The sequence below is a fragment of the Modestobacter sp. L9-4 genome (assembly GCF_019112525.1).
GTDB lineage: Bacteria > Actinomycetota > Actinomycetes > Mycobacteriales > Geodermatophilaceae > Modestobacter.
On sequence record NZ_CP077800.1, the window covers coordinates 484,763 to 509,231 of the forward strand.

Consider the following 24,469-nt stretch of genomic DNA (forward strand, 5'->3'; position numbering starts at 1 on the left):
GAGATCATCAGCGCCGGTTGCGGCGGCTCCAGCTGGTCCACGAGTAGTCGGTCGCCAGCGGGTTCACGACCTCGGCGTCCCGGCGGCTCTCCCGCACCTGGGACCAGACGTCGGAGTGGTGGGCCACCCGGGTGGACCGACGGCGCGCGGCCGCGTCCATCCGCCAGGCCGCGACCAGCACGGCGAGGACCACCAGCCCGACGACTCCCCAGACGACGCCCATGCCGCATGGTGACAGACCGGACGGCCACGGCCACCCCGTGCAACATCTCATCTGTGAGATATCCTCTGTCCCGATGACGATCACCGAGGAAGCGACCGGTCAGTCCCTGCGCCAGATCGGCACCCTGGTGCGCGATGCCCGGCGCCACCACGGGCTCACCCAGTTACAGCTCGCCGAGCGACTGGGCACCAGCCAGAGCGCCATCGCCCGCATCGAGCAGGGCAACCAGAACCTGACCCTGGAGCTGCTCGGCCGGCTGTCGGCGGCGCTGGACAGCGAGCTCATCACCGTCGGCCGCTCCGGCCCGACCCACCTGCGAGTCAGCGGCGGCACCCCGCTGTCGGGCAGCGTCACGGTGAAGAGCTCCAAGAACGCCGCGGTCGCCCTGCTGTGCGCCTCGCTGCTCAACCGCGGCCGGACGACGCTGCGCAACGTCTCCCGCATCGTCGAGGTCGACCGCATCCTCGCCGTCCTCACCTCGATCGGCGTCCAGGCCACCTGGGACGCCGCCGGCCGCGACCTCACCCTCGTCGTCCCCGCGGAGCTGGACCTGGCCGCGATCGACGCCGACGCCGCGCGCCGCACCCGCAGCATCATCATGTTCCTGGGCCCGCTGCTGCACCGCGCCGAGGAGTTCGAGCTGCCCTACGCCGGCGGCTGCGACCTCGGCACCCGCACCATCGAGCCGCACATGATCGCGCTGCGGCACTTCGGCCTGCAGATCGAGGCGCACGCCGGTGAGTACCACGCCACGGTCACCCGCCCGGAGGCCCGCGACCGCGCCATCGTGCTGACCGAGCGCGGCGACACCGTCACCGAGAACGCCCTGCTGGCCGCCGCCCGGCACGACGGGACCACGACGATCCGCAACGCCAGCTCCAACTACATGGTCCAGGACCTGTGCCTGTACCTGGAGAAGCTCGGCGTCGGCATCTCCGGCTTCGGGACGACGACGCTGGTGGTCACCGGCGCACCGGTGCTCGACGCCGACGTCGACTACACGATCTCCGAGGACCCGGTCGAGGCGATGAGCCTGCTGACCGCCGGCATCGTGACCGGGTCGGAGTTGACCGTGCGCCGGGCGCCGATCGAGTTCCTGGAGATCGAGCTGGCGACGCTGACCGAGATGGGCCTGCGCTACGACCTGTCTGCGGAGTACGCCGCCGACAACGGCCGCACCCGGCTGGTCGACATCACGCTGCACCCCTCGCAGCTGCGGGCGCCGATCGACAAGATCCACCCGATGCCGTTCCCGGGCCTCAACATCGACAACCTGCCGTTCTTCGCCGTCATCGCCGCCACCGCGACCGGCGAGACCGTGATCCACGACTGGGTCTACGACAACCGGGCGATCCACCTGTCCGACCTGACCCGCCTGGGTGCCGACGTCCGGCTGCTCGACCCGCACCGCGTGCTGGTCAACGGCCCCACCCGCTGGTCGGGTGCGGAGATCGTCTGCCCGCCGGCGCTGCGGCCCGCGGTGGTCATCCTGCTGGCGATGCTGGCCGCCAAGGGCGACTCGGTGCTGCGCAACGTCGACATCATCGCCCGCGGCTACGAGCAGCTCTACGAGCGCCTCGTGGAGATGGGCGCCCAGATCGAGGTCTTCACCGACTGAGCGGTGACCCCGGTCCCGTCGGGGCACCCAGCAGCGACCGGCACGCCTCGAGGCCGGTCACCTCGACGGGGTACCGGGGCGCCACCGCCGACCAGTCCTGCGCGGTGAGCCGCAGCCGCTGCAGGACCTCCGGGCCGGTGGCGCCGGCGCGCACGCGCAGCCCGTCGGCCCGGTACCCCAGCTTATCGGAGACCCGCAGCGAGCGGCCGTTGTCCAGCGACGCCTCGGAGGTGGCCCACCGCGCCCCGAGCCCGCCGAACGCCAGGTGCAGCACCGCCGCCCGCATCTCGGTGCCCACGCCGGCGTCCCGGTGGCCGGGGACCACCCACGACCCGGTAGCCACCTCGCGGGTCCCGGCGAGGTCCTGAGCCCGGAGGTTGACCATCCCGACCACCTGGCCGCGCTGCAGCGCCACCAGGTGCAGTTGCCACGAGTCGGCGTGCAGCGACCCGAACGACGACCAGAACGTCTGCAGGGTCCGGCGGGCCCGCTCGACCGGGCTGTCCGTCGCGACGGCGAGGAAGGGGATGGTGGTCTCCAGCGGCCCGTTGCCGGCCACCCTGACGAGCGCGAAGAGCTCGTCGGGCGTCGGCGCCCGGACCTCGAGGCGGGGTGTGCGCAGCACGAGCTCCTGCACCGGCCAGATGTCGGAGGACGGGGTCACGCGCGGGTCGGAGGACTCGGTCACGGTCACCACCGCAGTCAACGGCTCCCCGCCGGCGGCCCGCATCCGTGGCACCACCGAGGAACGGCGGGTCAGCCGTGCAGCAGGACGCTCACCCCGACGCAGGCCAGCGCCCACAGACCGCTGGCGAGGGTGCCGATGATGAAGCGCTCGGCGGCGACCGGGGCCTTGAGCTCGTTGAACCGGCCCAGCCCCTTGACCGCGACCAGCACGGGCAGGCCCTCCTTGTACTGGGCCAGCACGACCGCGGCGACGGCCGTGCGCTCGAGCACCCCGATCCAGGTGCCGCCGCGCAGCACCTCGGGGTCCGAGGCGCGCCGGCGGTCCGGCCCGCGGTCGGGGTCGGCCGCGCGGAGCACGGCCGTGGTGACCGGCCCGCCCCCGAGGGCCGCCGCGCCGACCGACAGCAGGACCCCGGCGGTCTCGACCTCGTCGCTGAGCCGACCGGTGCGCCAGGCGAGCGCGGCGGCCACCCCGAGCACGAGCACCAGGAACACCGCTCCCAGCGGGCTGCGGCGGCGGTCGCTGCGCGGGGTCAGCAGCGCCCCGGCGACGATGACCACCCCGAGCAGCACGAGCGCGGCGATGCTCACCGGGCGCTCACCCCGCCGCCCGGGCGAGCAGCCGGACGGCGACCGGGCGCAGGTCGCGCTCGATCTCCCAGCCCCCGGCGGCCAGCCGCTGCCCCACCGCCTGCCGGGTGACCCCGAGCTCGGCCGCGGCCTCGACCTGGGTGCGGCCGGCCTCGACCCGCTCGATGGCCTCCCACGCCTGGACGCTGCGCCGCTCGACCAGCGCGGCGAGCGCGGTCAGCACCGCCTGGGCGTCGCCGGCCGGCTCGCCGACCACACCCCGGACGGCGATGCGCACCGGGCGCCGCTTGGCCGCCTCCACCGCGGCCCGGGCAGCGAGGAAGGCCGGACCGGCGCCGGCGCGGGTGCTGCTGGGCAGCGGGGTCTGCACCGGCCCGGCGCCGACGCCGATGCTCCAGTCGCCGTCGCGGACCAGCCGGCGCACCACGTCGACCACCGCCGCGGGGTCGTCCAGCACCCCCTGGAACTCGTCACCCGCCGTGCGCTCGAAGCGCAGCACGGTGGGCACCCCGGACAGCACGCTCAGCGCACCGGGCACCCGGTCGGGGGCACGGCGACTGCCCTTCTGGTCGACGGTCAGCACGAACGGCACCCCGCAAGTCCAGCAGCTTGCACGGCTGAAAGCAAGGACCTGGCCTTGGCGGGTCGCGGTCAGGCGCCGGTGAGGGCGGGCGGGAAGCCGCCGGTGGCCACCGGCCCCCAGCGCTCGATCGTCACCCGCAGCAGCGACTTGCCCTGGCGCACCATCGCCGCCCGGTACTCGTCCCAGTCGGGGTGCTCGCCGCTGATCGCGCGGAAGTAGTCGACCAGCGGCTCGACGGACTCGGGCAGGTCGAGGACCTCGGCGGTGCCGTCGACCTGCACCCAGGGGCCGTCGAAGTCGTCGGAGAGCACGCACAGCGACACCCGCGGGTCGCGCCGGGCGTTGACCACCTTGGCCCGCTGCGGGTAGGTGGAGACGACGACCCGCCCCGCCTCGTCGACGCCGCAGGTCACCGGGGACAACTGCGGGCCGCCGTCACCGCGGCGGGTCATCAGCAGGGCCTTGTGCCGGGGGCGGAGGAAGGCGAGCAGCTCGTCGCGCTCGACGCGGTCGGCGGTGGCGGTCTTCGGCATGAGGGCAACCTACGACGCGGGTACGACGGTCCGCCGGACGCGGTGTGACCCCGGCCGTTCAGGACGTGCGCCGGCCCGGGATGTGCTGGGATCACCCCATGCCCGACGACCGCTCCGCCGAGCCCACCGAACCCACTCCAGCCCCGGGCAGCGGAGCGACGAGCACCAGCGCCGACGAGGGTCCCGACAGCGCCAGCACCCGTGCTCCCGCACCGGGTCCCGACCGCACCCGCAAGATGCAGGCGGCGACCCGCAGCGTCGCCATCGCCTCGGCGCAGCTGATCCTCATCACCGTCGCCGTGGTCATCCTCGGCTACGTCTTCGGCATGCTGTGGGTGGTGCTGCTGCCGGTCACCCTCGGCCTGCTCTTCACCACGGTGATGTGGCCGGCGACCCGGTTCCTGCGCAACCACGGCTGGCCTCCGGCCCTGGCCGCGGCCACCGTGCTGCTGGTGTTCCTCGGCGCCATCGGCGGCACCTTCGCGGTGATCATCCCGCAGGTGGTCGACCAGGTGGAGGAGGTCGCGAACCAGTTCAGCGGCGGTCTGCAGGAGGTGCAGAACTGGGCGGCCGGGCCCCCCTTCAACCTCGACGACGACCAGCTGGGCAACGCCGTCCAGACGCTGATCGACCGGGTGCAGAGCAACGCCACCCAGATCGCGGGCTACGCCGCGAGCACCGCGGCGACCGTCGGCAACATCCTGCTCAACCTGGTGCTGGCGCTGCTGCTGTCCTTCTTCTTCCTCAAGGACGGCCCCAAGTGGGTGCCGTGGCTGGCCGCGCAGACCGGCCCGCGGGCGGCACCCCACGTGGCGGCGCTGTCGGTGAAGGTCTGGTCGACGCTGTCGGAGTTCATCCGCCAGCAGGCGCTGGTCGGGTTCGTCGACGCGTTCTTCATCGGCCTGGGGCTGTGGATCGTCGGCGTCCCGCTGGTGCTGCCGCTGGCCGTGCTGACCTTCTTCGGCGCGTTCGTGCCGATCATCGGTGCGTTCACCGCCGGCGCCTTCGCGGTGCTGATCGCCCTGGTGACCGTCGGCTTCACCAAGGCGCTGATCATCCTGGGCGTCGTCGTGGCGGTGCAGCAGCTCGAGGGCAACGTGCTCCAGCCGATCATCCAGGGCCGTGGGCTGAACCTGCACGCCGCCGTGGTCATCCTCGCGGTCACCGCCGGGGGCAGCCTGTTCGGCATCATCGGTGCGTTCCTGTCGGTGCCGGTGGCCGCGCTGATCGCCGTGTTCTACCGCTACGGCCGCGACATCCTCGACGGGCTCACCCCCGAGGTCGCCGCCGACGGCACCAGCCAGCAGCTGGCCGGGGACTCCTCCGGTGCCCAGCTGGTGCGCCGGCAGGCGGAGAAGGTCGACAGCGAGCCGATGGTCAACCCCGACTCCGACGGCGCCGAGGACGCCGGCACCACCGCCGAGGGCCGCCGGGTCGGGCTCATCGGGAATGCCGCGCGCCACCTGCGCCTTCACCGCTGAGAGCGCCCCGGCCACCCCGGAGGCAGTCGAACCAGGAGGAGACCCCGTGCCGCAGCGACCGGAGGACCTCGTCGAGGTCCTCCCCCCGGCCGAGCCGTTCCTCATCCGTGAGGCGTCGGTCAGCTCACCCGAGGAGCGCCGCGGGCTGGTGCTCGTCCACGACCTGGCCGGCGAGTTCGACGCCGCCCACGCCGGTGCGCTCGCCGGTGCGCACCTGCTCGACGCCCTCCCCAACGAGGTGATCGCGCGCTTCGACGTCGACGCGCTGGTGGACTACCGCGGCCACCGGCCGCGGATCGTCTTCTCCGGCGACCGCTACGAGTCGATCGTCTCCCCCGAGATCGCGCTCTACGCCCTCGAGGACGACGCCGGGACGCCGTTCCTGCTGCTGCACGGCGCCGAGCCGGACTACGCCTGGGAGCGGTTCGTCGCCGCCGTCATGGGTCTGGTCGACCGGCTCGGGGTGACCTCGGTGGTCGCGCTGCACGCCTTCCCGATGCCGGTGCCGCACACCCGGCCGGTGACGGTCACCGCGCACGCCACACGCCGTCAGCTGATCGAGGCCTACCCGGTCTACTGGGGCGAGATGCGGGTGCCGGGCAGTGTCGGCGCCCTGCTGGAGCTGCGGCTCGGTGAGGCCGGCGTGGACGCGCTGGGTGTGGGCGCCCACGTGCCGCACTACCTGGCGCAGGCCACCTACCCGGCTGCCTCGCTCACCCTGCTCGAGCACCTGGAGAAGCTCACCGGGCTGCACGTGCCCACCGAGACGCTGCGCGAGGCTGCGGAGGCCAACCGCACCGAGGTCGACGAGCAGATCGCCCGGTCGAGTGAGAACACCGCCGTGGTGGCGCAGCTGGAGCAGCAGTTCGACGACTTCACCGCCTCGCGCGAGGACACCGGCCTGCTGGGCTTCGGCGGCCAGATGCCCAGCGGCGAGGAGCTCGGTGCGCAGATCGAGCAGTTCCTCGCCGAGCAGGACGACAAGCCCACGGACTGACCGGCACGCCCGGCCCGCCGGTGCGCCCGCTCAGCGGGTGAGGCCGTCCAGCGGGTCGCCGACGTCCATCCGGGTCACCAGGCCGCCACGCAGCGCGTAGGTGTGCAGCACGGTGGCACCGCCCAGCAGGTCGCCGTCGGCGTCCCGCACGACCTGCTCGACGAGCACCTCGACCCGGCCGTCGGGCAGGTCGCGGACCCGCCGCGGGCGCATCGTCATGTCCAGGACCGCCCACTGGGCCAGCCAGTGCTCCCGTACCGCGTCCCGGCCCTGCAGCCGCCCGCCGTGCACCGGCTCGGGCCAGTCGACGTCGTCGGCCAGGTGTGCGACCAGGGCGTCGGCGTCCCGGGTGCCGAGTGCCGTGTAGAGCCCGGTGACGACGTCCATGACGAGCACGGTAGCCACCCCGGACGGCACTGCGGGCCACGACCGGGATCCGGTCGTGGCCCGCAGGTGGCGCCGGGGCCTGGGCCCCGTCAGGTCACTTCGCGAGCGCGAGGCGCTCGTTCGGCACGGTGTGCGTCATCGTCAGGCCGGTGACGTCCCGCGGGCCGTTCTTGCCCAGGTTCGCCGCACGCGCCAGCTCGTCGTCGGACAGCGTCTGGGTCTGCAGCGGCTTGAGGCCACGGACGTCGTCGGCGGTGATGCCGAGGCCCTCACCGACGCGGGCACCGAGCTCGTCGTCGCACATCAGGAAGTGCCACACCATCCGCTGCTGCACCTCGGGGATGGCCTGACCGATGAGCGTGACGAGGTTGGCGACCAGGTCGTCCTTCTCCCACTGCTCCATCAGCTGGTAGCGCTGACCGGCCTGGGTGTAGTCGTTGGTGCGCTCGATCCGCTTGCGGGTCAGCCGGCCGGTGATCTCCGGGCCCTGCTCGTCGTGCGTGGGGTAGGTGTCCTCACGCAGCCCACCGGTGATGGAGGGCTCGTAGTTGACGTGCGGGTTCTGGCCCGGGCCGAGGTCGACGCCGAAGGACATCTGGCCGCCGCGCTGGTTGGTCTGCACGACCGCGTTCTTGGCCGAGTTGACCGGCAGCTGCAGGTAGTTCGGGCCCACCCGGTAGCGCTGCGCGTCGGAGTAGGAGAACGTGCGGCCGACCAGCATCTTGTCGTCGGAGAAGTCCATCCCGTCGACGAGGACGCCGGTGCCGAACGCGCTCTGCTCGTTCTCGTTGTGGTGGTCGTCGACGTTGCGGTTCAGCGTCATCGTGCCGACCAGCTTGGGCTCGAACTCGTTCTCCGGCCACACCTTGGTGTCGTCGAGGGGGTCGAAGTCCAGCTCGGGGTGGTCGTGGTCGTCCATCAGCTGGACGTAGAGGTCCCACTGCGGGAAGTCGCCGCGCTCGATGGCCTCGAAGAGGTCCTTGGAGGCGTGGCCCAGGTCGCCGCCCTGGATGACCGCGGCGTCGGCGTCGGTCAGGCTCTTGACGCCCTGCTTGGGCTGCCAGTGGTACTTGACCAGCTTGGTCTCACCCTGGGCGTTGACCCACTTGTAGGTGTTCACGCCGAAGCCCTGCATGTGCCGGTAGTCGGCGGGGATGCCACGCGGGGAGAACAGGTTGACCAGCATGTGCATCGACTCCGGCGTCTGCGACATGAAGTCGAAGATGCGGGCCGGCTCCTGGCGGAAGCTGATCGGGTCCGGCTTCAGGGAGTGGATGACGTCGGGGAACTTGATGGCGTCGCGGATGAAGAAGACCGCGAGGTTGTTGCCGACGATGTCCCAGTTGCCGTCCTCGGTGTAGAACTTCACCGCGAAGCCGCGCGGGTCGCGCGCCGCCTCGGAGGAGTCCCGGCCGCCGATGACGGTGGAGAAGCGGATCGCCAGCGGCGTCTTCTTGCCCGGGGTGTTGAATAGCTTGGCGCGGGTGTAGCGCTCGATGGGCTCGTCGCCCCACTGGCCGGTCGCCTCGAACTCGCCGTAGGCGACGAAGCCACGGGCGTGGACGACGCGCTCGGGGATGCGCTCGCGGTCGAAGTGGCTGATCTTCTCCAGGAACTGGTAGTTCTCCAGGGTCGCCGGGCCGCGGGAGCCCACCGTCCGCGAGTTCTGGTTGTCGTAGACCGGGTGGCCCTGACGGTTGGTCAGGACAGGCCGGTCGGCCTCACTGGCTGCGGGGCCCTGCGATGCGACGTCGGTCATGTGCCCACTCCCTCTCGGATCGTTGCTGTACCTGTTCCGTGCCCGTGCCGGCTGCGTTCGACCTGGCAGTCGGCACAGAGTCCCCAGAAGACGACCTCGGCCTCGTCGACGGCGAAGCCCGCCGTGTCCGACGGGGCCAGGCACGGGGCCTCGCCCACGACGCAGTCGACGTCGGCGACGACCCCGCACCCCCGGCAGACCAGGTGGTGGTGGTTGTCACCGACCCGCAGCTCGTAGAGCGCAGGACCGCCGGCCGGTTCGATGCGCCGGGCCATGCCGGCCCCGACCAGCGCCTTGAGCACCCCGTAGACCGCCTGCGGCGAGATCGAGGGGTGCACGGCGCGGGCCGCGGTGGCGATGGTGTCGGCGTCGACGTGCGGGTGCTCGGCGAGCACGCCCAGCACCGACAGCCGGGGGCGCGTCACGCGCAACCCCGCCGTCCGCAGCTGGTCGTCCCAGGCCGTCTCCACGCGCCCACCCAACCCCGTTGTCTTGACTGAGTCAAATCAACGACGGGTGAACGCCGCCCGACGGGCGACCACCACCGGACGCCGGCCGAGGCAGGGAGTGGGCAGTTGGCGTCGTCCCGCCCGGCGCGCCGTCACGTGTCGACGACCGCAACTGCCCACTCGGCGAGCGCCGGGGGAACGGCTAGGCGAAGACGATGGTGCGGTCGCCCTCGACGATGACGCGGTCCTCCACGTGCCAGGTGACGGCCTGGGCGAGCACCTGGCGCTCGACGTAGCGGCCGATGCGGCGCATGTCCTCGACCGTGGCGCGGTGGTCGACGCGGGCGACCTCCTGCTCGATGATCGGGCCGGCGTCGAGCTCGGCGGTCACGTAGTGCGCGGTCGCCCCGATCAGCTTCACACCGCGGTCGTGCGCGGCCCGGTACGGGTTCGCGCCGACGAACGCCGGCAGGAAGCTGTGGTGGATGTTGATCAGCCGCTCGGGGAACCGGCTGCAGAAGTCGGCCGACACGATCTGCATGTAGCGGGCCAGCACGACCAGGTCGACGTCACCGACCAGCTCCAGCGCCCGGGCCTCGGCGGCGTCCTTGGTGTCGGGGGTGACCGGCACGTGGTGGAAGGGCACCCCGGCGGCGCGGGCGACCGGCTCCAGGTCGGGGTGGTTGGAGACCACGGCGGCGACCTCGGCGCGCAGGTCACCGGAGCCGACCCGGTAGAGCAGCTCCTGCAGCACGTGGTCGGCCTTCGACACGAACACCGCCACGCGCGGCTTGCGGGCGGCCTCGGTGAGCCGCCAGGTGAACTGCCACTCCCCCGCCAGCCCGGCCAGCGCCGCCTCCAGCTGCACCCGCCGGGTGGCCAGGTCGGTGAGCACGAACTCCAGCCGCAGGGTGAACGTGCCGCCGACCGGGTCGGAGGAGTGCTGCTGGGACTCGGTGATGTTGGCTCCGGCGTCGGCCATCAGCCGGGACAGGACGGCGACGATCCCCGGCCGGTCGGGGCAGCGGACGACCAGCCGTCCGACGTCGGCGAGGCGGGCATCGGAGGGCGCTGACATGCGCGAGATCGTGGCAGAACGGGCTGTCGGGGCTCCCACGGCCCCGTCCGCCCGGTGACATCTGCGATCTCGTGGCCTCCGGCGCCGGGAGGCCACGAGATCGCAGATGTCAGCGCGCGGGCAGCGACGCCCGCCGGCGGGCCCCCACGTCGAACAGGTCGCCGTGGACCTCGACGCGGGCCAGCACGTCCTCGGTGCGGAAGCGGAAGGACCCCGGGTCGGCCCCGGCGCGCAGCGCGTCGACCTCGGCCCAGGCCAGCGGGGTCGACACCGTGGCCAGCGGCCGGGCGCGCAGCGAGTACGGCGCGACCGTCGTCTTCGCGGTGTTGTTCTGGCTCCAGTCCAGCAGCACCTTGCCCGGGCGCAGCGCCTTCTCCATCCGCCAGACCACGTGCTCGGGGGTCTCCGCCGACAGCTCCTGGGCCAGCGCCCTCGCGTACCGGCTGGGGTGGTCGGCGTCGCGCACCCGGATCGGCGCGTAGACCTGCAGCCCCTTCGAGCCGGAGGTCTTGACCACCGGGTCCAGGCCGTCGTCGACCAGCCGCTCGCGCAGCCGGTGCGCCAGCTGCGCGCACTCGGTGACGCCGGTGCCCGGACCCGGGTCGAGGTCGAGCACCAGCAGGTCCGGCAGCTTCGACTGCCCGCGCGCGCCGACCTGCCACTGCGGCACGTGCACCTCCAGCGCCGCCAGGTTCGCCGACCAGACCAGGTCCGGGACGGCGGTCAGCAGCACCATGTCCAGCGTCTCGCGGCCCTTGGTGGAGCCGGGCGAGGGCACGGTCACGGTGCGCACCCACGGCGGGGAGTGCCGGGCGTTGTTCTTCTCGAAGAACGCCTGCCCGTCGACCCCGTTCGGCCACCGGGTGAACGTCACCGGCCGGTGCGCCACGTGCGGCAGCAGCACCGGCGCGATCCGCACGTAGTAGTCGATGACCTGCGCCTTGGTGAACCCGACCTCGGGGAACAGCACCTTGTCCAGGTTGGACACCTTAAGCTCGCGGCCCTCGATGTGCACCCGCTGGCGGCTCAAGGCTCCGCCACGACGTCGTCCGGGTCGAGGTCGTCGCGCAGGCCGCGCCAGGAGGGGTGCCGCAGCCGGCCCTCGCGGGTCCACTCCCCGAACGCCACCTCCCCGACCAGGGTCGGCTCCACCCAGTGCGCGTCCCGGGTGACCTCGCGCGGCAGCGCGTCGGCGAACGGGGACGCCGCCCGCGCGGTGAGCAGCGGCGCCAGGTCGGCCAGCGCCCGCGCGGTGAACCCGGTGCCCACGTGCCCGGCGAACACCAGCCGGCCGTCGTCGTCGTGCACGCCCAGCAGCAGCGAGCCGATGCCGCCCGCGCGCCGTCCGGCGCCCGGTCGCCAGCCGCCGACGACGACCGACTGGGTGCGCAGGTTCTTCACCTTCCGCCAGTCCGGTCCGCGCCCGCCCGGCCGGTAGGTCGAGTCCAGCCGCTTGGCGACCACGCCCTCCAGCCCGTTCTCGACGCTGGCCGCCTGCACCTGGTCGCCGTTGCCGACGAACCACGGGGTGGTGGTCCAGCGGTCGCTCGCCAGGCCCAGGGCGTCGAGCCGTTCCCGCCGCTGCGTGTAGGTGAGCCCGAGCAGGCTCTCGCCGTCCAGGGCGAGCAGGTCGAACACGAGGTAGCTGACCGGTGCTGCGGCGGCCATCCGGGCCACCTCGGGCCCGGTGCGGTGCATCCGGCCCTGCAGCAGCCCGAAGTCCGGGCGCCCGCGGTCGTCCAGCGCCACCACCTCGCCGTCGAGGACGGCGTCCCGCCCGGCCAGCGCCGCCGGGAGGGCGTGCAGCTCGGGGTAGGTGGCTGTGACGTCGTTGCCGCTGCGCGCCCGCAGCCGGACGCGGCCTGACCGCACGTGCGCCAGCGCCCGGACGCCGTCCCACTTGAACTCGTAGCCCCAACGCGGGTCGTCGGCGCCCGGCAGCTCACCGATCGCGGCGAGCATGGGGGCGAGGTCCTCGGCCACCCCGGCCACCGGCGCCTCGGTCACCGGGTCGGGGTCGAGCCGGCGCAGGTTCCAGGTGCCGTCGGGCAGCCGGAACAGCCGGTAGCGCCCGGTCAGCCGGGAGCCGTCGAAGGCGACGGTGACGTGGGCGTCGGTCCACTTCTCGGTCGCGTAGCGGCCGGCGTCCCAGATGGTCGACACCCCGCCGCCGTACTCGCCGGCGGCGATGGTGCCGGAGAAGGAGGCGTACTCCAGCGGGTGGTCCTCGGTCGGGACGGCGAGCCGGTTGAGCCCGGGCTCCAGCGGCGGGCCCTTGGGCACCGCCCAGCTCCGCAGCACCCCGCCGCGCTCCAGCCGCAGGTCCCAGTGCACGCGCTCACCGGTGCGCCCGCGCGGCGTGTGGTGCTCGTGGACGACGAACGTGTCGTCCTCGCCCTGCGGCAGCGGCTGCCCGGCCGGCGGGACCGGCTCGGCGGTGCGGGCCGGGTCGCGCCGGGCGCGGTAGGTGGCCAGTGGGTCGGCGGCCACCGGGTCAGGCCGTCTTGCGGGCCCGGGGCGCGCGCTTGGCCGGCTTCGCGGGCTCCTCGGCCGGTCCGGTCGCCGCGGCGGCCTTCTTCGCCGGAGCGCGCTTCGCCGGTGCCTTGGCCGGTGCTGCCTTCTTCGCGGCTGCCTTCTTCGCGGGCGCGCGCTTCGCCGGCTTCGCCGTCGCGTCGTCGTCCGAGTCGTCCGCTGCCTCGTCGGCTGCGGCCTTCGGGGCCGTGCCGCCGGCGCGCTCGACGCTGCGGCGCAGCGCGCTCATCAGGTCGACCACGGCGCCGCCGCCGGTGTCGGCGGTCTCGGGGGCGGCCTGCACCTCACCGCCGGTCTGCTTGGCCTCCAGCAGCGCCTGCATGGCCGCGCGGTAGTCGTCGGTGAAGGCGGTGGGGTCGAAGTCGCCGGCCATGGTGGAGATCAGCGACTCGGCCATCGCCAGCTCCTGCGGGCGGACGGTGACCTCGTCGTCGAGGAAGGCGAAGCCGGGACGGCGGATCTCGTCGGGCCAGCGCATGGTGTGCAGCACCAGCACCCCGTCGAGCACGCGCAGCGCGGCCAGCGACTCGCGCTGCCGGATCGCGATCTTGGTGATCGCCACCTGGCCGGCGTTCTCCAGCGCGGTGCGTAGCAGCACGTAGGGCCGCGTCGCGACACCGTCGGGCTCGAGGTAGTAGGTCTTCTCGAAGTGGATCGGGTCGATCTGCGCCTGGTCGACGAACTGCAGGACCTCGATCTCCCGGGTGGTCACCAGCGGCAGCTCGTCGAAGTCCTCGTCGGTCAGCACGACCAGCTGACCGTCGGGCAGCTCGTAGCCCTTGGCGATGTCGTTGAACTCGACCGTCTCGCCGTCGACGGAGCAGACGCGCTGGTACTTGACCCGCCCGCCGTCGGTCTTGTGCACCTGGTGGAAGCGGATGTCGTGGTCCTCGGTGGCCGAGTACAGCTTCACCGCGATGGAGACCAGGCCGAAGGAGACCGCACCACGCCAGATCGACCGCATGCCCGGCCTCCCGTCCTCAGGGCCCCACGGCACCCGACAAGATCACAGGATAGGTGCGGCGGGGCCCGTCCGGCATGCTGGAACGGTCACGCTGCGCAGTGGACCACCCGGAGGGGTGACCGGCCCGCCCTGCGTGCCCAGCGCCGACAGCGCCGGCGGTGGGCACGCAGCGTCACCGGTGGGTCAGTCGTCGTCCCCGCCGGACATCGCCTGCTGCTGCAGCGAGTCGTAAGCGAACTGCCCGACGTCGGCCACCGCGACCATCGTCATCGTCAGCGCCGCCAGCCGGGTCGCCTTCGGCACCGTCGCGTAGCCGAACACCAGCGCCGTCGCCACCCACTGGGCCAGGCAGAACGGGCAGGTGACGAGCTCGCCGATCGCGTGCTTGACGCCCCCGTGCTCACGGATGCCCTCGGCGATCTCCGCCTCGCCGGACTGCCCCTGGAAGCTGGTGAACGGCGCGCGCAGCGGGCTGGTGACCGGGTCCTTGGCGATCGTGCGGGCGATCCGGAAGGTCGCCGCGGTCAGCAGGACGGCGTCGCCCAGCGGGATGCGGGTGGGCAGCTCGCGGCCGGAGGCCCGCACCGCGGCAGCGCCGGCGGCCGTGAGGGTGAGGTAGGTGCCCATCGCGCCGAGCAGGCCGCCGAGCGGGCGGTCCTCGTCCGGGGAGTACTCGTGCTTCTGCACCTTCGCCCACCGCCGCACCGGTGACGTCAGCCGCTGGACCTCGTCCGTGATCGCCATGCCCGGCCGGTACCCGGCGTGCCGCCGGCCATGCCGCCGTCGGCCCGAGACGTGGGACGCATGGCGGCAGGGCGCCCGGGTAGGGGTCGCTCACGACGCCGGTCACCCGACCGGCTCCCCCGTCCTCCTGGACGGACGAGCGCGCCCGCCCCCGGGCGCGCAGAACGGAGGCACCGCCATGACCGCATCGAACGACGAGACCCCGGTCGACCAGGCCGCGATCGACCAGGCCGCACGTGACGGGGCCCTGAACGACGCCGACTTCCCCGACGACGAGCGCGGCGAGACCGGCGCCCGGGACGGCGTCACCGGCTACGTGGGCCCCGAGGGCCAGACCGCCCGGGACATCTCCTACGAGGACGACGGCGTCCCCGACATCGCCGACGACGACCTGCAGACCGCCGCCCGCGCCGAGGACCCGCAGTTCGAGCCGGTCCCCGGCGAGCGGGCCAACGCCACCGTCGACTTCGGGACGACCGCCCGCGAGCAGGCCGAGGGCGAGTCGCTGTCGGCCCGACTCGAGCGCGAGGTGCCCGACGACGCCGCCGACGTCCGCCCGGCCGAGGACCCCGACCGGGCCTTCGCCCAGCTCGACGAGGACGAGGACACCGACGCCCTCAGCGACTCCGGCACCAACCGCACCGGTGACGACGTCGAGGCCTTCGCCGACGCCCGCTCCGGCGGCGAGGGTCCCGAGGAGAGCGCCGTCCACGTCATCGAGAACACCTGACCCCACCTGTGTGTCCAGGACCCGGGCGACCCCCGCCCGGGTCCTGGAGTGGTGCGGCGATCATGGCCCGACTAGGTTGGGCGCCACGGTTGAGCAGCCAGCCGCTGCCTGCCCGGCCCCCGGGCAGGTCGTGCCCGGAACCTCGATGCCCCGAGGCCACGCCCCGCCCGGAACCAGTCCAGCAGTACATTGACCCGGCGAAGGCATGCCCGTGGGGCATCGCCGCTGAGAGGAGCTGCAGTCCGTGACCTCATCCGACTCACCCGCCGAGGGCTCGCGCGACGTGTCGGCCCCGGCTGACTCGAACGAAGCGCCCTTCGACGACGTGATCACGCTGTCGACGTCCACCGACGACGACGGCACGGTCACCGTGACCGTCGTCGGCGAGGTCGACACGTTCACCGCCCCCGTACTCCGGGCGTCCCTGGACACCCAGCTCGAGCAGCAGCCCACCGCGCTGGTGATCGACCTGTGCGGCGTCCAGTTCCTCGGCTCGGCCGGTCTGGCCGTGCTCGTGGAGACCCAGAAGTCGGCGCGCTCCCGCGACGTCGGTCTGCGGCTGGTGGCCAACACCCGCGCCGTGACCCGCCCGCTGGAGGTCACCGGCCTGATCGACCTGTTCACGATCGCCGAGAAGGCCTGACCGACCGGCACAGCACCCCCGGGGCCATCGGCCCCAGACACGACGACGGCGCCCCACCTCGGTGGGGCGCCGTCGTCGTCTCGGCCCGTCGTGGGCGACGGGGTCCTCCCTCAGGGGGTGAGCATCGCGCAGACGGCGGCCTCGATCGTGCGCTGGGCGGTGCGGTCGTCGGGGGCCTGCGCGGCCTCGGCCAGCGCGTCCGCGACGGACTCCCCGTGCTCCCACCGGTCGACCACCCGCGGGTCCACGTAGCTGTTCTTCGCCACCGTCGGGGTGTTGCCCAGCTGCTCGCTGACCCGCACGTAGGCCTGCTTGACCACCTTGTTGCGGGCGGTCTTGCCCGCCGGCTTCGGCTGCTCGGCCAGCGTGGCCGCCATCAGCACGGTGGCGCTCCAGGTGCGGAAGTCCTTGGCGGTGATCTCCGCGCCGCTGATCTCCTTGAGGTAGGCGTTGATCTCGTCGCTGGTGATGTCGTGCCAGCTGCCGTCCTCGAGCGGGTAGCCCAGCAGCTCCTCGCCCTGGTCGGCGGGGCGCTCCAGCAGCGCCCGGACGACGGTGGCGGTGGGCCGGTCCAGCAGCTCGACCTCACGCTCGATGCCGTGCTTGGCCCGGTAGTGGAAGAAGACCCGCTCGCCGCGGACCGAGACGTGCTCGCGGCGCAGCGTGGCCAGCCCGTAGGTGTGGTTGTCCTCGGCGTACTGCTCGCTGCCGATCCGGAAGGCGCCCAGGTCCAACAGCCGCACCGCGCAGGCCAGCACGCGGTCCCGGTTGAGCCCGCGGGTGCGCAGCGCGGCGACCACCGCGTCCCGGACGTCGGGCAGCTCGCGGGAGATCTCCAGCACCCGCTCGTGCTTGGCGGCGTCCCGCTTGACCCGCCACTCGTCGTGGTAGCGGTACTGCCGCCGGCCCGCGGCGTCGGTGCCGACGGCCTGGATGTGGCCGTTGGGCCAGGGGCAGATCCAGACGTCCTTCCAGGCCGGCGGGATGGCCAGCGACCGGAGCCGGTCCAGCCGCTCGTCACGGATCAGGACGCCGTCGGAGTCGTAGTAGGCGAAGCTGCGCCCGGCGCGCCGCCTGGTCCAGCCCTTGGCGTGCACGTCACTGCGGCGGAGTCTCACCCCGGTCAGGTGGGCACGACCGGGTCGCCTCAAACACGGAGGGGTCGCGAGTCGCCCGTTCGGGCCACCACCGACCGGAACCGGCGGGACTCGTTTCGCCCTCCGGGCCGTGGGCATGACAGGCTGTCGGAGCAGCTACCGTCGACGTCGCCGGGCCCGGCCCGGGCGCCGTCCGCGGGGCTGCTGTCCTGCGCGCGCCCCGAGCCGGTGTCGCGGCGGGTGCACCAGGAAGGACCGCCGCTCTCCCGACCGGGAGCACGGGGACGACGAAGGAGCGAACGACGCATGGTCGACACGACGGCTGCCGCCACCGGCGAGCGGCGCCCCGAGCGGCTGGAACTGCGGGTCCCCACCTCGCCGACCCAGCTGCCCGCGGTGCGCGCGATGGCCGGTGACCTCGCGATGCGGATGGACTTCGACCTCGACGCGGTGGAGGACCTGCGCCTGGCGGTGGACGAGGCCTGCGCCACGCTGTCCTCGGTCGCCCTCGGCGACTCCCCGCTGACCGTGGTCTTCGAGGCCTTCCGCGAGGGTCTGCGCATCGACGCCTGGGTGCCCACCGAGCCCGGCGTCGACGTCCCGCGCGACGGCTTCGGCTGGGCGGTGCTGCACACCCTGGTCGACACCGTCGAGGCCGGCCCCAGCACCCAGGCCACCGTCGTGGCCGGCGACGGCTCCGGCAGCGCGGTGGCCCGCATCGCGCTGGTGAAGAAGCTGCGCCAGTACGCGTCGGTCGCACTGTGACCCGGTCGGCTGCCACGGACGTTCCGGCCGCCGACGACGCCGTCCTCGACCAGGGTGGGCCCGTGCGGCCCCGGAACCCCGCGACCGCGGCGCCGGGGGTCTCGACCCCACCGGCCTCCCCGGCCACTGCCACGGAGGCCACCGACATGACCACCGAGTCCACCGACACCGCACCGGACCTGCCCGCGGTGACCGACACGTCCCCCGACCTGCACGCCGTGAACAGCACCGACACCGCGCCGGACCTGCAGGCCGTCACGGCCGACGCGCCCGTCGCGGTCCCGGTGTCGGAGAACCGCAACCGGGCCGAGCGCACCGCTCCGCTGTTCGTCGAGCTGGCGAGCCTGGAGAAGGGCGACCCGCGCCGGGAGCGGCTGCGGGAGATCCTGGTCGAGGAGCACCTGCCCCTCGTCCGGCACTTCGCCCGCCGGTTCAGCAACCGCGGCGAGCCCTTCGACGACCTGCTGCAGGTCGGCACGCTCGGGCTCATCGCCGCGATCGACCGGTTCGACCCCACCCGCGGTGTGGAGTTCCTGTCCTTCGCCGTCCCCACGATCACCGGGGAGATCAAGCGGCACTTCCGCGACCAGGGCTGGTCGGTGCGCGTGCCGCGCCGGCTGCAGGAGCTGCACCTGTCGCTGAACGCCGCGGTGAGCGAGCTGTCGCAGAAGAACGGGCACGCCCCGACGCCGTCGGAGCTGGCCGAGCACCTGGGCATCCCGCGCGCCGAGGTCCTGGAGGGCCTGGCGGTGGCCAACGCCTACCGCAGCAGCTCCCTGGACGAGCGCCTCTCCGGCGAGGAGGACTCCCCCACCCTGGCCGCGACGCTGGGCGAGGAGGACGCCGCGCTCGAGGGCGTGGAGTACCGCGAGTCGCTGCAGCCGCTGCTGGCCACCATCCCGGCCCGTGAGCGCCGCATCCTCATCCTGCGGTTCTTCGGCAACATGACGCAGTCGCAGATCGCCGCCGACATCGGCATCTCGCAGATGCACGTGTCCCGGCTGCTCAGCCAGACCCTGGCCAAGCTCCGCGAGGGCCTGCTCAAGGACTAGCACCGCTGAACGCCAGTGGCCCAGGACCGATCCGGTCCTGGGCCACTGCCGTTCAGCGGGTCACGGCGTCTCGGGGGCCTCGCCGCTGCCCAGCTGCGGGGTGGTGCGGGCCTCCTCGGTGGCCTGCGCGAGCGAGGGCCGCGCCGGGGCCGGGGTGCTCGGCAGGCTCGGCTCGACGCCGATGCTGGACAGCGAGATCTTCGCCTCCGGCTGGTCGGCGGCCGGCGGCAGGTTGGAGTCGAACCAGGTGCTGGTGTCCAGCGACTGGGCCGGTGCCGCCGGTGCGGCTGCCGGCGGCGGCGCCGACGCACCGTTGCCCGCGGCGGCCGGGGCACGGTCGACGTCCATCCAGGAGCGCTGCTCGCCGTCGGAGCCACCGAGGCGGCCCAGGCCCTCCAGCGCCTTGCTGAACTCGCTGGGGACGATCCACATCTTGTTCGCGTCGCCCTGCGCGATCTTCGGCAGCGTCTGCAGGTACTGGTAGGCCAGCAGGCCGGAGTCGGGCTTGCCGTCGTGGATGGCTTGGAAGACCGTCTCGATCGACTTGGCCTGGCCCTGCGCCTGCAGGAACAGCGCCGCCCGCTCACCCTCGGCGCGCAGGATCCGGCTCTGCCGCTCGGCCTCGGCGTCGAGGATCGCGGCCTGCTTCTTGCCCTCGGCCGACAGGATGGCCGCGGCCTTCTGGCCCTCGGCGGTGGTGATCGCCGACTGCCGCTGCCCCTCGGCGGTGAGGATGACCGCGCGCTTGTCGCGGTCGGCGCGCATCTGCTTCTCCATCGAGTCCTGGATGGAGGCCGGCGGGTCGATGGCCTTGATCTCCACCCGCGCCACCCGCAGCCCCCACGGGCCGGTGGTGCCGTCGAGGACGTCGCGCAGCTGGGAGTTGATGCCGTCCCGGCCGGTGAGCGCACCCTCCAGGTTCAGCCCACCGACGACGTTGCGCAGCGTGGTGGTGGTCAGCTGCTCCATGCCGGTGATGTAGTTCGCGATCCCGTAGACGGCCAGTCGCGGGTCGGTGACCTGGAAGTACAGGACGGTGTCGATGCCCACCTGCAGGTTGTCGGCGGTGATCACCGGCTGCGGGGGGAAGGAGATGACCTGCTCGCGGAGGTCGATGGTCGCGCGGACGCGGTCGACGAAGGGCACGAGCAGGGCCAGGCCGGGGCTCAGCGTGCGGCTGTAGCGGCCGAGCCGCTCGACGACCTTGGCCTGGGCCTGCGGGACGATCGTCACGCTCTTGGCCAGGACGACGACGGCCAGCAGCACGATGACGATCAGTGCGATGAGTGCGGGTTCCACGGTGCTCCGTTCCTCGGAGGTGGTGCGTGACCCCGATGGTGCACCGTCCGCCGCGTGCGGGGTGGTGACCTCACCCGCAGACCACCCGTCAGGTGTGCCCGACGTAGGCGACGGGGCCCTCGATCTGCACGATCCGCACCTCGACGCCCACCTCGTAGACCTCGCCGTCGAGCTGGGTGCGGGCCGACCACTCGTCGTGGCCCATCCGCACCTGGCCGGCGCTGCCGTCGACCCGCTGACTGACCACCGCGGTGCGCCCGACGAGGGCCTGCACGCCGTCGATCTGCTGGGGCGTCCGGTCGACCAGGTGCCGCTTGGCCACCGGCCGGACGACGGCCAGCAGCCCCACCGAGACGACGAGGAACGCCAGCAGCTGCACCGGCACGCTGTCGGTCAGCAGCGCCGCGGTCATGCCGCCCAGGGCGCCACCGGCGACCATGAGCAGCACCAGGTCCAGGCTGGCGACCTCACCGGCGGCGAGGAGCCCCGCGGCGATCAACCACAGCAACCAGGCGGGCACGCTCCGAGTCTGGCACGCCCTCCTCCACCCGACCGGTGCACACGCGCGGCAGCCGGCCCGCCACCGCCCGGCTCGCCACCGCCCGGCTCCGGGCTGTTCCGCGGACGTCGTAACGTGGGCAACCGTGCACGACATCGCCGCCGGCCGTCTCGCCGTCTGGGCCACCGCCTGGCTCACCGGACGCACCTCCTTCGACGAGGCCCTCGACGCCCTCGTCGGCGACACCGGGCACCGGGTCGTCGGCCTGCCGGGCACCGAGGAGGCCGTGCCGCTGGGCTGGGCGCTGACCGCGCTGCGGGGCCTCGGCGAGCAGCGGCTGCGGCTGGTGCTGCCCGTGCCCGGTGACACCCGGGGCGTGCCCGCACTGCCCTCGCTGGTCGCGCTGGCGCTGGAGTCCGGGCAGGCCGCGGTCGGCACCCGGATCGCGCTGGTGCCCGAGGAGCTGGGCCCGGAGGTCGTCTCCTGGACGGCGGTGCCGCTGGACGGCGCCCCGCCCGCGGCCCCGCCGGTCGAGGGCACGCTGCGCTCGGTCTCCGGCGCCCTGGACCTCGCCGTCGGCGACTCCGCCCGCACCCTCGCCGCCCTGGACCTCGCACGGTGGAACCCCGAGGTCCCGGCGCTGCTGGCCGGCCTGGCCCGGGCCGTGCACGCACCGGGCCTGCCCGACGACCACGACCAGCTCGCGGCCTCGCTGCTGGGCCGGGCGCAGCGGCTGTCCCGGGTGCTGGACCTGGCGATGGCCGACGCCCCGGGCGCTGCGGTCACCCACGCCCAGGCGACCCGGCGTGACGAGGCGCTGCGCCCGCTGGCCCACGCCGTCCGCGAGGCCACCGTCGCCGCCTACAACTGGGTCCCGCGCCCGTAGCCGCAGGACCTCGTTGCACGCGCTCCGTGCGCACTGCACGTGCCGCGGCACGGGCAACGCGCACGCAGGGCGTGCAACGCGGACACCGGCCCCGCTGCCCGGTCCCGCCACGAGCCGGCGAGTGGGGCAGCGGGGCCGTCCCTCAGGTGGCGGCGGCCGCCGGGCGGGCGGACGGGCGCTGGACGAAGCAGCAGAACGCCGGGCAGTTGGTGCCCAGCCGCGGCTCGCCGCCGGCGCGACGCTCCTCGAGCAGCTCACGCAGCGAGGTGACGAACGCCGGGTGGGTGCCCGCCGTCCCGGCGCGGGCGAAGGCCAGGCCGAGCTCGCCGGCGGTCTCCTCGGCCTCGTTGTCCAGGTCCCAGATGACCTCGAGGTGGTCGCTGATGAACCCGACCGGGAAGACCACGACGGCCTGCTCGCCGTTCTCGGCCAGCGCCCGCAGGTGGTCGTTGACGTCGGGCTCGAGCCACGGCACCGACGGCGGGCCGCTGCGGCTCTGCCACACGAGGTCGAAGGACCGGCCCGGTGCGGCGGCGTCGACGACGGCCTGCGCTGCGGCCATCAGCTCGGCCTCGTAGGCACCGCCCTGCGGTCCGGCGACCGACGCCATCGCGTTCGGGATGCTGTGCGCGGTGGCGACCAGCCGGGCGCCGTCCCGCAGCTCTTCCGGCAGCGAGGCGATGGCGGCGGCGAGGGCCTCGGCGTTGGCCTGCACGAAGCCCGGGGCGTCGAAGTAGTGCGGCAGCTTCTCCGCGGTCGGGCCGGGAGGGGCACCGGGGTCGGACTCCAGCGCGACGCGGGCCCGGGCGACGTCCTCGTGGTACTGCCGGCACCCGGAGAACGAGGCGTAAGCGGACGTGGCGAGCACGTAGGCGTGCTGGACGCCGTCGTCGGCCATCTGCCGCCAGGCGTCCTCGACGTAGGGCGCCCAGTTGCGGTTGCCCCAGTAGATCCGCATGTCGATGCCGACGGCGGCGAGCTCGCCCTCGAGTGCTGCGACGAGGGCCTTGTTCTGCTCGTTGATCGGGCTGACGCCGTCGAAGTGGTGGTAGTGCTCGGCCACCTCCTCCAGGCGCTCCGGCGGGATGCCGCGGCCCCGGGTGACGTTGAGCAGGAACGGCATGACGTCGTCGTGGCCCTCGGGGCCGCCGAAGCCGAGCACGAGCAGCGCCTCACGCCGTCCGGCCGGGGCCGGCTCGGAGGAGGGGGCGACGCCGCCGTTGTTGCGGACGGCGAGCGAGGGGTCCTCGTTGGGCTGCTGCCCGGCCGGGGTGATCGAGACGCCGTCCGGCAGCGGGTGCTGCGGACGGGCGTCTACGGGGGCGGTCACACCCCCACCGCGTGGAAGCCGCCGTCGACGTGCACGATCTCGCCGGTGGTCGCCGGGAACCAGTCGCTCAGCAGCGCGGCGACGGCCTTGCCGGCGGGTTCGGTGTCGGTGACCGACCAGCCCAGCGGAGCGCGGCCCTCCCAGGCCTCCTCGAACTGGTTGCTGCCCGGGATCGACTTCATGGCCATGGTGCGCAGCGGGCCGGCGGCGACGAGGTTGACCCGCACGCCCTCCGGGCCGAGCTCGCGGGCCAGGTAGCGGGAGGTGGACTCGAGTGCGGCCTTGGCCGCCCCCATCCAGCCGTAGACCGGCCAGGCCACCGTGGCGTCGAAGGTCAGCCCGACCACGGCGGCGGTGTCGCCGAACAGCGGTCGGCAGGCCTGGGTGAGGCTGGCCAGCGACCAGGTGGAGACCTGGAAGGCCGTGGCGGCGTGCTCCCACGCCACCTCGGTGAAGCCCTCGCCCATGGCCTCCTGCGGCGCAAAGCCGATGGAGTGCACGACGCCGTCCAGGCGCGCGTCGGCGCCCAGGTGCTCGCGCAGCCGGTCGGCCAGGGTGGCCAGGTGCTCGGTGTTCGTCACGTCCAGTTCGACCACGGCCGCCTCCTGCGGCAGCCGCTTGGCGATCCGCTGGCACAGCGACAGCGCCCGGCCGAAGTTCGACAGGACGACGGTGGCGCCCTGCTCCTGGGCGATCCGGGCCGCCGCGAACGCGATCGAGGCCTCGGTCAGCACCCCGGCCACCAGGATCGTCTTGCCCTCGAGAATGCCCTTTGCCTCGGTCGCCATGCCTAGTGCCCCATCCCCAGTCCGCCGTCGACCGGGACGACGGCCCCGGTGATGTAACCCGCCTGGTCGCCCGCCAGGAAGCGGACGACGCCGGCGATCTCGTCTGCCTCGGCGTACCGCCCCAGCGGCACCTGCCCGAGGATCTCCTGCTGCCGCTTCTCGGGCAGCTCGGCGGTCATGTCGGTCGACACGAACCCCGGCGCCACCACGTTGGCGGTGATGTTGCGGCTGCCCAGCTCGCGGGCGACCGAGCGGGCGAAGCCCACCAGGCCGGCCTTGCTGGCGCCGTAGTTGGCCTGCCCGGCCGAGCCGCTCAGCCCGACCACGGAGGAGATGAAGATCATCCGCCCGGCTCGGGCGCGCACCATCTTCGGCGCCGCGCGCTTGGCGACCCGGTAGGCGGCGGTCAGGTTGGCGTCGATGACGTCGGTGAAGGCGTCCTCGCCCATCCGCAGCAGCAGCCCGTCGCGGGTGATGCCCGCGTTGCTGACCAGGACCTCGACCGGGCCCTGGTGCTCCTCGACCTCGGTGAACGCGCGGTCGACGGCCGCGGTGTCGGTGACGTCGCACTCGACCCCGAACAGCCCCTCCGGCGCCCCGCTGCCGCGGTGGGTCACCGCCACGGAGTCACCCGCCTCGGCGAAGGAACGGGCGATGGCCAGCCCGATCCCCCGGTTCCCACCGGTCACCAGCACCGACCTGCCCACTCGATCCACCTCACTGCTCGCCTGGGACAACCGCCCATGAAGGTAGT

The 24,469-nt window shown here is 73.4% G+C and carries 27 protein-coding genes; 8 read left to right on the forward strand and 19 right to left on the reverse strand.

The features are described from left to right. Positions 1-7: 7 nt before the first annotated feature. A complete protein-coding gene (locus tag KUM42_RS02330) occupies positions 8-223 on the reverse strand; it encodes a hypothetical protein (RefSeq protein ID WP_237494715.1) in 216 nt (71 codons plus the stop codon). A 73-nt stretch (positions 224-296) separates the two neighbouring features. On the opposite strand from KUM42_RS02330, the gene KUM42_RS02335 reads away from it, so the two are divergent. Continuing rightward, positions 297-1,841 carry a UDP-N-acetylglucosamine 1-carboxyvinyltransferase gene (locus tag KUM42_RS02335; RefSeq protein ID WP_237494716.1) on the forward strand — a complete coding sequence of 515 codons (1,545 nt, stop codon included), beginning with the start codon at positions 297-299 and terminating at the stop codon, positions 1,839-1,841. Here KUM42_RS02335 and KUM42_RS02340 read toward each other — a convergent pair. From KUM42_RS02340 to KUM42_RS02355, 4 genes are all read right to left on the reverse strand, one after another. Then, on the reverse strand, positions 1,831-2,529 hold the full coding sequence (locus KUM42_RS02340) for a GNAT family N-acetyltransferase (protein WP_237494717.1): 699 nt from the start codon (positions 2,527-2,529) through the stop codon (positions 1,831-1,833). The two genes, KUM42_RS02335 and KUM42_RS02340, sit on opposite strands and share 11 nt — an antisense overlap. 68 nt (positions 2,530-2,597) lie before the next feature. Beyond that, positions 2,598-3,119 carry a hypothetical protein gene (locus KUM42_RS02345; RefSeq protein ID WP_237494718.1) on the reverse strand — a complete coding sequence of 174 codons (522 nt, stop codon included), beginning with the start codon at positions 3,117-3,119 and terminating at the stop codon, positions 2,598-2,600. Between the two features lie 7 nt (positions 3,120-3,126). Then, positions 3,127-3,711 (reverse strand): helix-turn-helix transcriptional regulator, encoded by a 585-nt coding sequence (locus KUM42_RS02350; RefSeq protein ID WP_237494719.1) that lies wholly within the window; start codon positions 3,709-3,711, stop codon positions 3,127-3,129. 59 nt (positions 3,712-3,770) lie between these two features. Continuing rightward, positions 3,771-4,235 carry a PPOX class F420-dependent oxidoreductase gene (locus KUM42_RS02355; protein WP_237494720.1) on the reverse strand — a complete coding sequence of 155 codons (465 nt, stop codon included), beginning with the start codon at positions 4,233-4,235 and terminating at the stop codon, positions 3,771-3,773. A gap of 98 nt (positions 4,236-4,333) precedes the next feature. Here KUM42_RS02355 and KUM42_RS02360 point away from each other — a divergent pair, with 98 nt between their 5' ends. Together KUM42_RS02360 and KUM42_RS02365 are read left to right on the forward strand one after the other, a co-directional pair. Then, a complete protein-coding gene (locus KUM42_RS02360; RefSeq protein ID WP_237494721.1) occupies positions 4,334-5,716 on the forward strand; it encodes an AI-2E family transporter in 1,383 nt (460 codons plus the stop codon). 46 nt (positions 5,717-5,762) lie between these two features. Then, the gene (locus KUM42_RS02365; RefSeq protein WP_237494722.1) at positions 5,763-6,713 is read left to right on the forward strand and encodes a proteasome assembly chaperone family protein; all 951 of its coding nucleotides are present in this window, start codon (positions 5,763-5,765) and stop codon (positions 6,711-6,713) included. 30 nt (positions 6,714-6,743) lie between these two features. Here the strand turns inward: KUM42_RS02365 and KUM42_RS02370 are convergent, their stop codons facing one another. The 8 genes from KUM42_RS02370 to KUM42_RS02405 all read right to left on the reverse strand — a co-directional run bounded on the left by KUM42_RS02370 (position 6,744) and on the right by KUM42_RS02405 (position 14,626). Continuing rightward, on the reverse strand, positions 6,744-7,100 hold the full coding sequence (locus KUM42_RS02370; RefSeq protein ID WP_237494723.1) for a nuclear transport factor 2 family protein: 357 nt from the start codon (positions 7,098-7,100) through the stop codon (positions 6,744-6,746). 94 nt (positions 7,101-7,194) lie between these two features. Then, positions 7,195-8,859 carry a catalase gene (locus tag KUM42_RS02375; RefSeq protein WP_237494724.1) on the reverse strand — a complete coding sequence of 555 codons (1,665 nt, stop codon included), beginning with the start codon at positions 8,857-8,859 and terminating at the stop codon, positions 7,195-7,197. Continuing rightward, positions 8,856-9,329, reverse strand: coding sequence for a Fur family transcriptional regulator (locus tag KUM42_RS02380; protein WP_237494725.1), 474 nt, complete (start codon positions 9,327-9,329; stop codon positions 8,856-8,858). The genes KUM42_RS02375 and KUM42_RS02380 overlap by 4 nt, the downstream gene beginning before the upstream one ends. Before the next feature lie 181 nt (positions 9,330-9,510). Further along, positions 9,511-10,386, reverse strand: coding sequence for a formyltetrahydrofolate deformylase (gene purU / locus KUM42_RS02385; protein ID WP_237494726.1), 876 nt, complete (start codon positions 10,384-10,386; stop codon positions 9,511-9,513). 109 nt (positions 10,387-10,495) lie between these two features. Continuing rightward, entirely contained in the window at positions 10,496-11,416 is a 921-nt protein-coding gene (gene ligD / locus KUM42_RS02390) for a non-homologous end-joining DNA ligase (RefSeq protein ID WP_237494727.1), read from the reverse strand. Next, positions 11,413-12,876 carry a non-homologous end-joining DNA ligase gene (gene ligD / locus KUM42_RS02395; RefSeq protein WP_237494728.1) on the reverse strand — a complete coding sequence of 488 codons (1,464 nt, stop codon included), beginning with the start codon at positions 12,874-12,876 and terminating at the stop codon, positions 11,413-11,415. Before ligD (KUM42_RS02395) ends, ligD (KUM42_RS02390) begins: the two co-directional genes overlap by 4 nt. Positions 12,877-12,880: 4 nt before the next feature. Then, the gene (locus tag KUM42_RS02400) at positions 12,881-13,882 is read right to left on the reverse strand and encodes a Ku protein (protein WP_237494729.1); all 1,002 of its coding nucleotides are present in this window, start codon (positions 13,880-13,882) and stop codon (positions 12,881-12,883) included. Positions 13,883-14,065: 183 nt separating this feature from the next. Continuing rightward, entirely contained in the window at positions 14,066-14,626 is a 561-nt protein-coding gene (locus tag KUM42_RS02405) for a DUF1360 domain-containing protein (protein ID WP_237494730.1), read from the reverse strand. Positions 14,627-14,804: 178 nt separating this feature from the next. Between KUM42_RS02405 and KUM42_RS02410 the strand changes: the two genes are divergently transcribed. After that, positions 14,805-15,356, forward strand: a complete 552-nt coding sequence (locus KUM42_RS02410; protein ID WP_237494731.1) for a hypothetical protein — start codon at positions 14,805-14,807, stop codon at positions 15,354-15,356. A gap of 244 nt (positions 15,357-15,600) precedes the next feature. Beyond that, positions 15,601-15,999, forward strand: a complete 399-nt coding sequence (locus tag KUM42_RS02415) for an STAS domain-containing protein (protein WP_014740101.1) — start codon at positions 15,601-15,603, stop codon at positions 15,997-15,999. A 110-nt stretch (positions 16,000-16,109) separates the two neighbouring features. On the opposite strand, the gene KUM42_RS02420 is transcribed toward KUM42_RS02415, so the two are convergent. Then, entirely contained in the window at positions 16,110-17,117 is a 1,008-nt protein-coding gene (locus tag KUM42_RS02420; RefSeq protein ID WP_237494732.1) for a DNA topoisomerase IB, read from the reverse strand. 285 nt (positions 17,118-17,402) lie between these two features. Here KUM42_RS02420 and KUM42_RS02425 point away from each other — a divergent pair, with 285 nt between their 5' ends. Continuing rightward, on the forward strand, positions 17,403-17,861 hold the full coding sequence (locus KUM42_RS02425) for an ATP-binding protein (RefSeq protein WP_237494733.1): 459 nt from the start codon (positions 17,403-17,405) through the stop codon (positions 17,859-17,861). Positions 17,862-18,007: 146 nt separating this feature from the next. Next, positions 18,008-18,913, forward strand: coding sequence for an RNA polymerase sigma factor SigF (locus tag KUM42_RS02430; RefSeq protein WP_237494734.1), 906 nt, complete (start codon positions 18,008-18,010; stop codon positions 18,911-18,913). Between the two features lie 60 nt (positions 18,914-18,973). Here the strand turns inward: KUM42_RS02430 and KUM42_RS02435 are convergent, their stop codons facing one another. Both KUM42_RS02435 and KUM42_RS02440 read right to left on the reverse strand, forming a co-directional pair. Beyond that, positions 18,974-20,212 carry an SPFH domain-containing protein gene (locus KUM42_RS02435; RefSeq protein ID WP_237494735.1) on the reverse strand — a complete coding sequence of 413 codons (1,239 nt, stop codon included), beginning with the start codon at positions 20,210-20,212 and terminating at the stop codon, positions 18,974-18,976. Between the two features lie 88 nt (positions 20,213-20,300). Then, positions 20,301-20,732, reverse strand: coding sequence for an NfeD family protein (locus KUM42_RS02440; protein ID WP_237494736.1), 432 nt, complete (start codon positions 20,730-20,732; stop codon positions 20,301-20,303). A 124-nt stretch (positions 20,733-20,856) separates the two neighbouring features. Between KUM42_RS02440 and KUM42_RS02445 the strand changes: the two genes are divergently transcribed. Then, positions 20,857-21,597 carry a hypothetical protein gene (locus KUM42_RS02445; RefSeq protein ID WP_237494737.1) on the forward strand — a complete coding sequence of 247 codons (741 nt, stop codon included), beginning with the start codon at positions 20,857-20,859 and terminating at the stop codon, positions 21,595-21,597. 142 nt (positions 21,598-21,739) lie between these two features. Here the strand turns inward: KUM42_RS02445 and KUM42_RS02450 are convergent, their stop codons facing one another. From KUM42_RS02450 to fabG, 3 genes are read right to left on the reverse strand one after another with little or no spacing between them, the layout of a single operon-like run. Further along, on the reverse strand, positions 21,740-22,927 hold the full coding sequence (locus KUM42_RS02450) for a ferrochelatase (RefSeq protein WP_237494738.1): 1,188 nt from the start codon (positions 22,925-22,927) through the stop codon (positions 21,740-21,742). Beyond that, the gene (gene fabI / locus KUM42_RS02455) at positions 22,924-23,715 is read right to left on the reverse strand and encodes an enoyl-ACP reductase FabI (protein ID WP_237494739.1); all 792 of its coding nucleotides are present in this window, start codon (positions 23,713-23,715) and stop codon (positions 22,924-22,926) included. The genes KUM42_RS02450 and fabI overlap by 4 nt, the downstream gene beginning before the upstream one ends. 2 nt (positions 23,716-23,717) lie before the next feature. Further along, positions 23,718-24,422 carry a beta-ketoacyl-ACP reductase gene (gene fabG / locus KUM42_RS02460; protein ID WP_237494740.1) on the reverse strand — a complete coding sequence of 235 codons (705 nt, stop codon included), beginning with the start codon at positions 24,420-24,422 and terminating at the stop codon, positions 23,718-23,720. Between the last annotated feature and the right edge of the window lie 47 nt (positions 24,423-24,469).

What these genes read in the sequence shown, in the direction of transcription:
- KUM42_RS02330 (WP_237494715.1), bottom strand. Translation starts at nt 223, where the DNA reads ATGGGCGTCGTCTGGGGAGTCGTCGGGCTGGTGGTCCTCGCCGTGCTG.
- KUM42_RS02335 (WP_237494716.1), top strand. Translation starts at nt 297, where the DNA reads ATGACGATCACCGAGGAAGCGACCGGTCAGTCCCTGCGCCAGATCGGC.
- KUM42_RS02355 (WP_237494720.1), bottom strand. Translation starts at nt 4,235, where the DNA reads ATGCCGAAGACCGCCACCGCCGACCGCGTCGAGCGCGACGAGCTGCTC.
- KUM42_RS02360 (WP_237494721.1), top strand. Translation starts at nt 4,334, where the DNA reads ATGCCCGACGACCGCTCCGCCGAGCCCACCGAACCCACTCCAGCCCCG.
- KUM42_RS02370 (WP_237494723.1), bottom strand. Translation starts at nt 7,100, where the DNA reads ATGGACGTCGTCACCGGGCTCTACACGGCACTCGGCACCCGGGACGCC.
- KUM42_RS02375 (WP_237494724.1), bottom strand. Translation starts at nt 8,859, where the DNA reads ATGACCGACGTCGCATCGCAGGGCCCCGCAGCCAGTGAGGCCGACCGG.
- purU (WP_237494726.1), bottom strand. Translation starts at nt 10,386, where the DNA reads ATGTCAGCGCCCTCCGATGCCCGCCTCGCCGACGTCGGACGGCTGGTC.
- KUM42_RS02400 (WP_237494729.1), bottom strand. Translation starts at nt 13,882, where the DNA reads ATGCGGTCGATCTGGCGTGGTGCGGTCTCCTTCGGCCTGGTCTCCATC.
- KUM42_RS02405 (WP_237494730.1), bottom strand. Translation starts at nt 14,626, where the DNA reads ATGGCGATCACGGACGAGGTCCAGCGGCTGACGTCACCGGTGCGGCGG.
- KUM42_RS02410 (WP_237494731.1), top strand. Translation starts at nt 14,805, where the DNA reads ATGACCGCATCGAACGACGAGACCCCGGTCGACCAGGCCGCGATCGAC.
- KUM42_RS02425 (WP_237494733.1), top strand. Translation starts at nt 17,403, where the DNA reads ATGGTCGACACGACGGCTGCCGCCACCGGCGAGCGGCGCCCCGAGCGG.
- KUM42_RS02430 (WP_237494734.1), top strand. Translation starts at nt 18,008, where the DNA reads ATGACCACCGAGTCCACCGACACCGCACCGGACCTGCCCGCGGTGACC.
- fabI (WP_237494739.1), bottom strand. Translation starts at nt 23,715, where the DNA reads ATGGCGACCGAGGCAAAGGGCATTCTCGAGGGCAAGACGATCCTGGTG.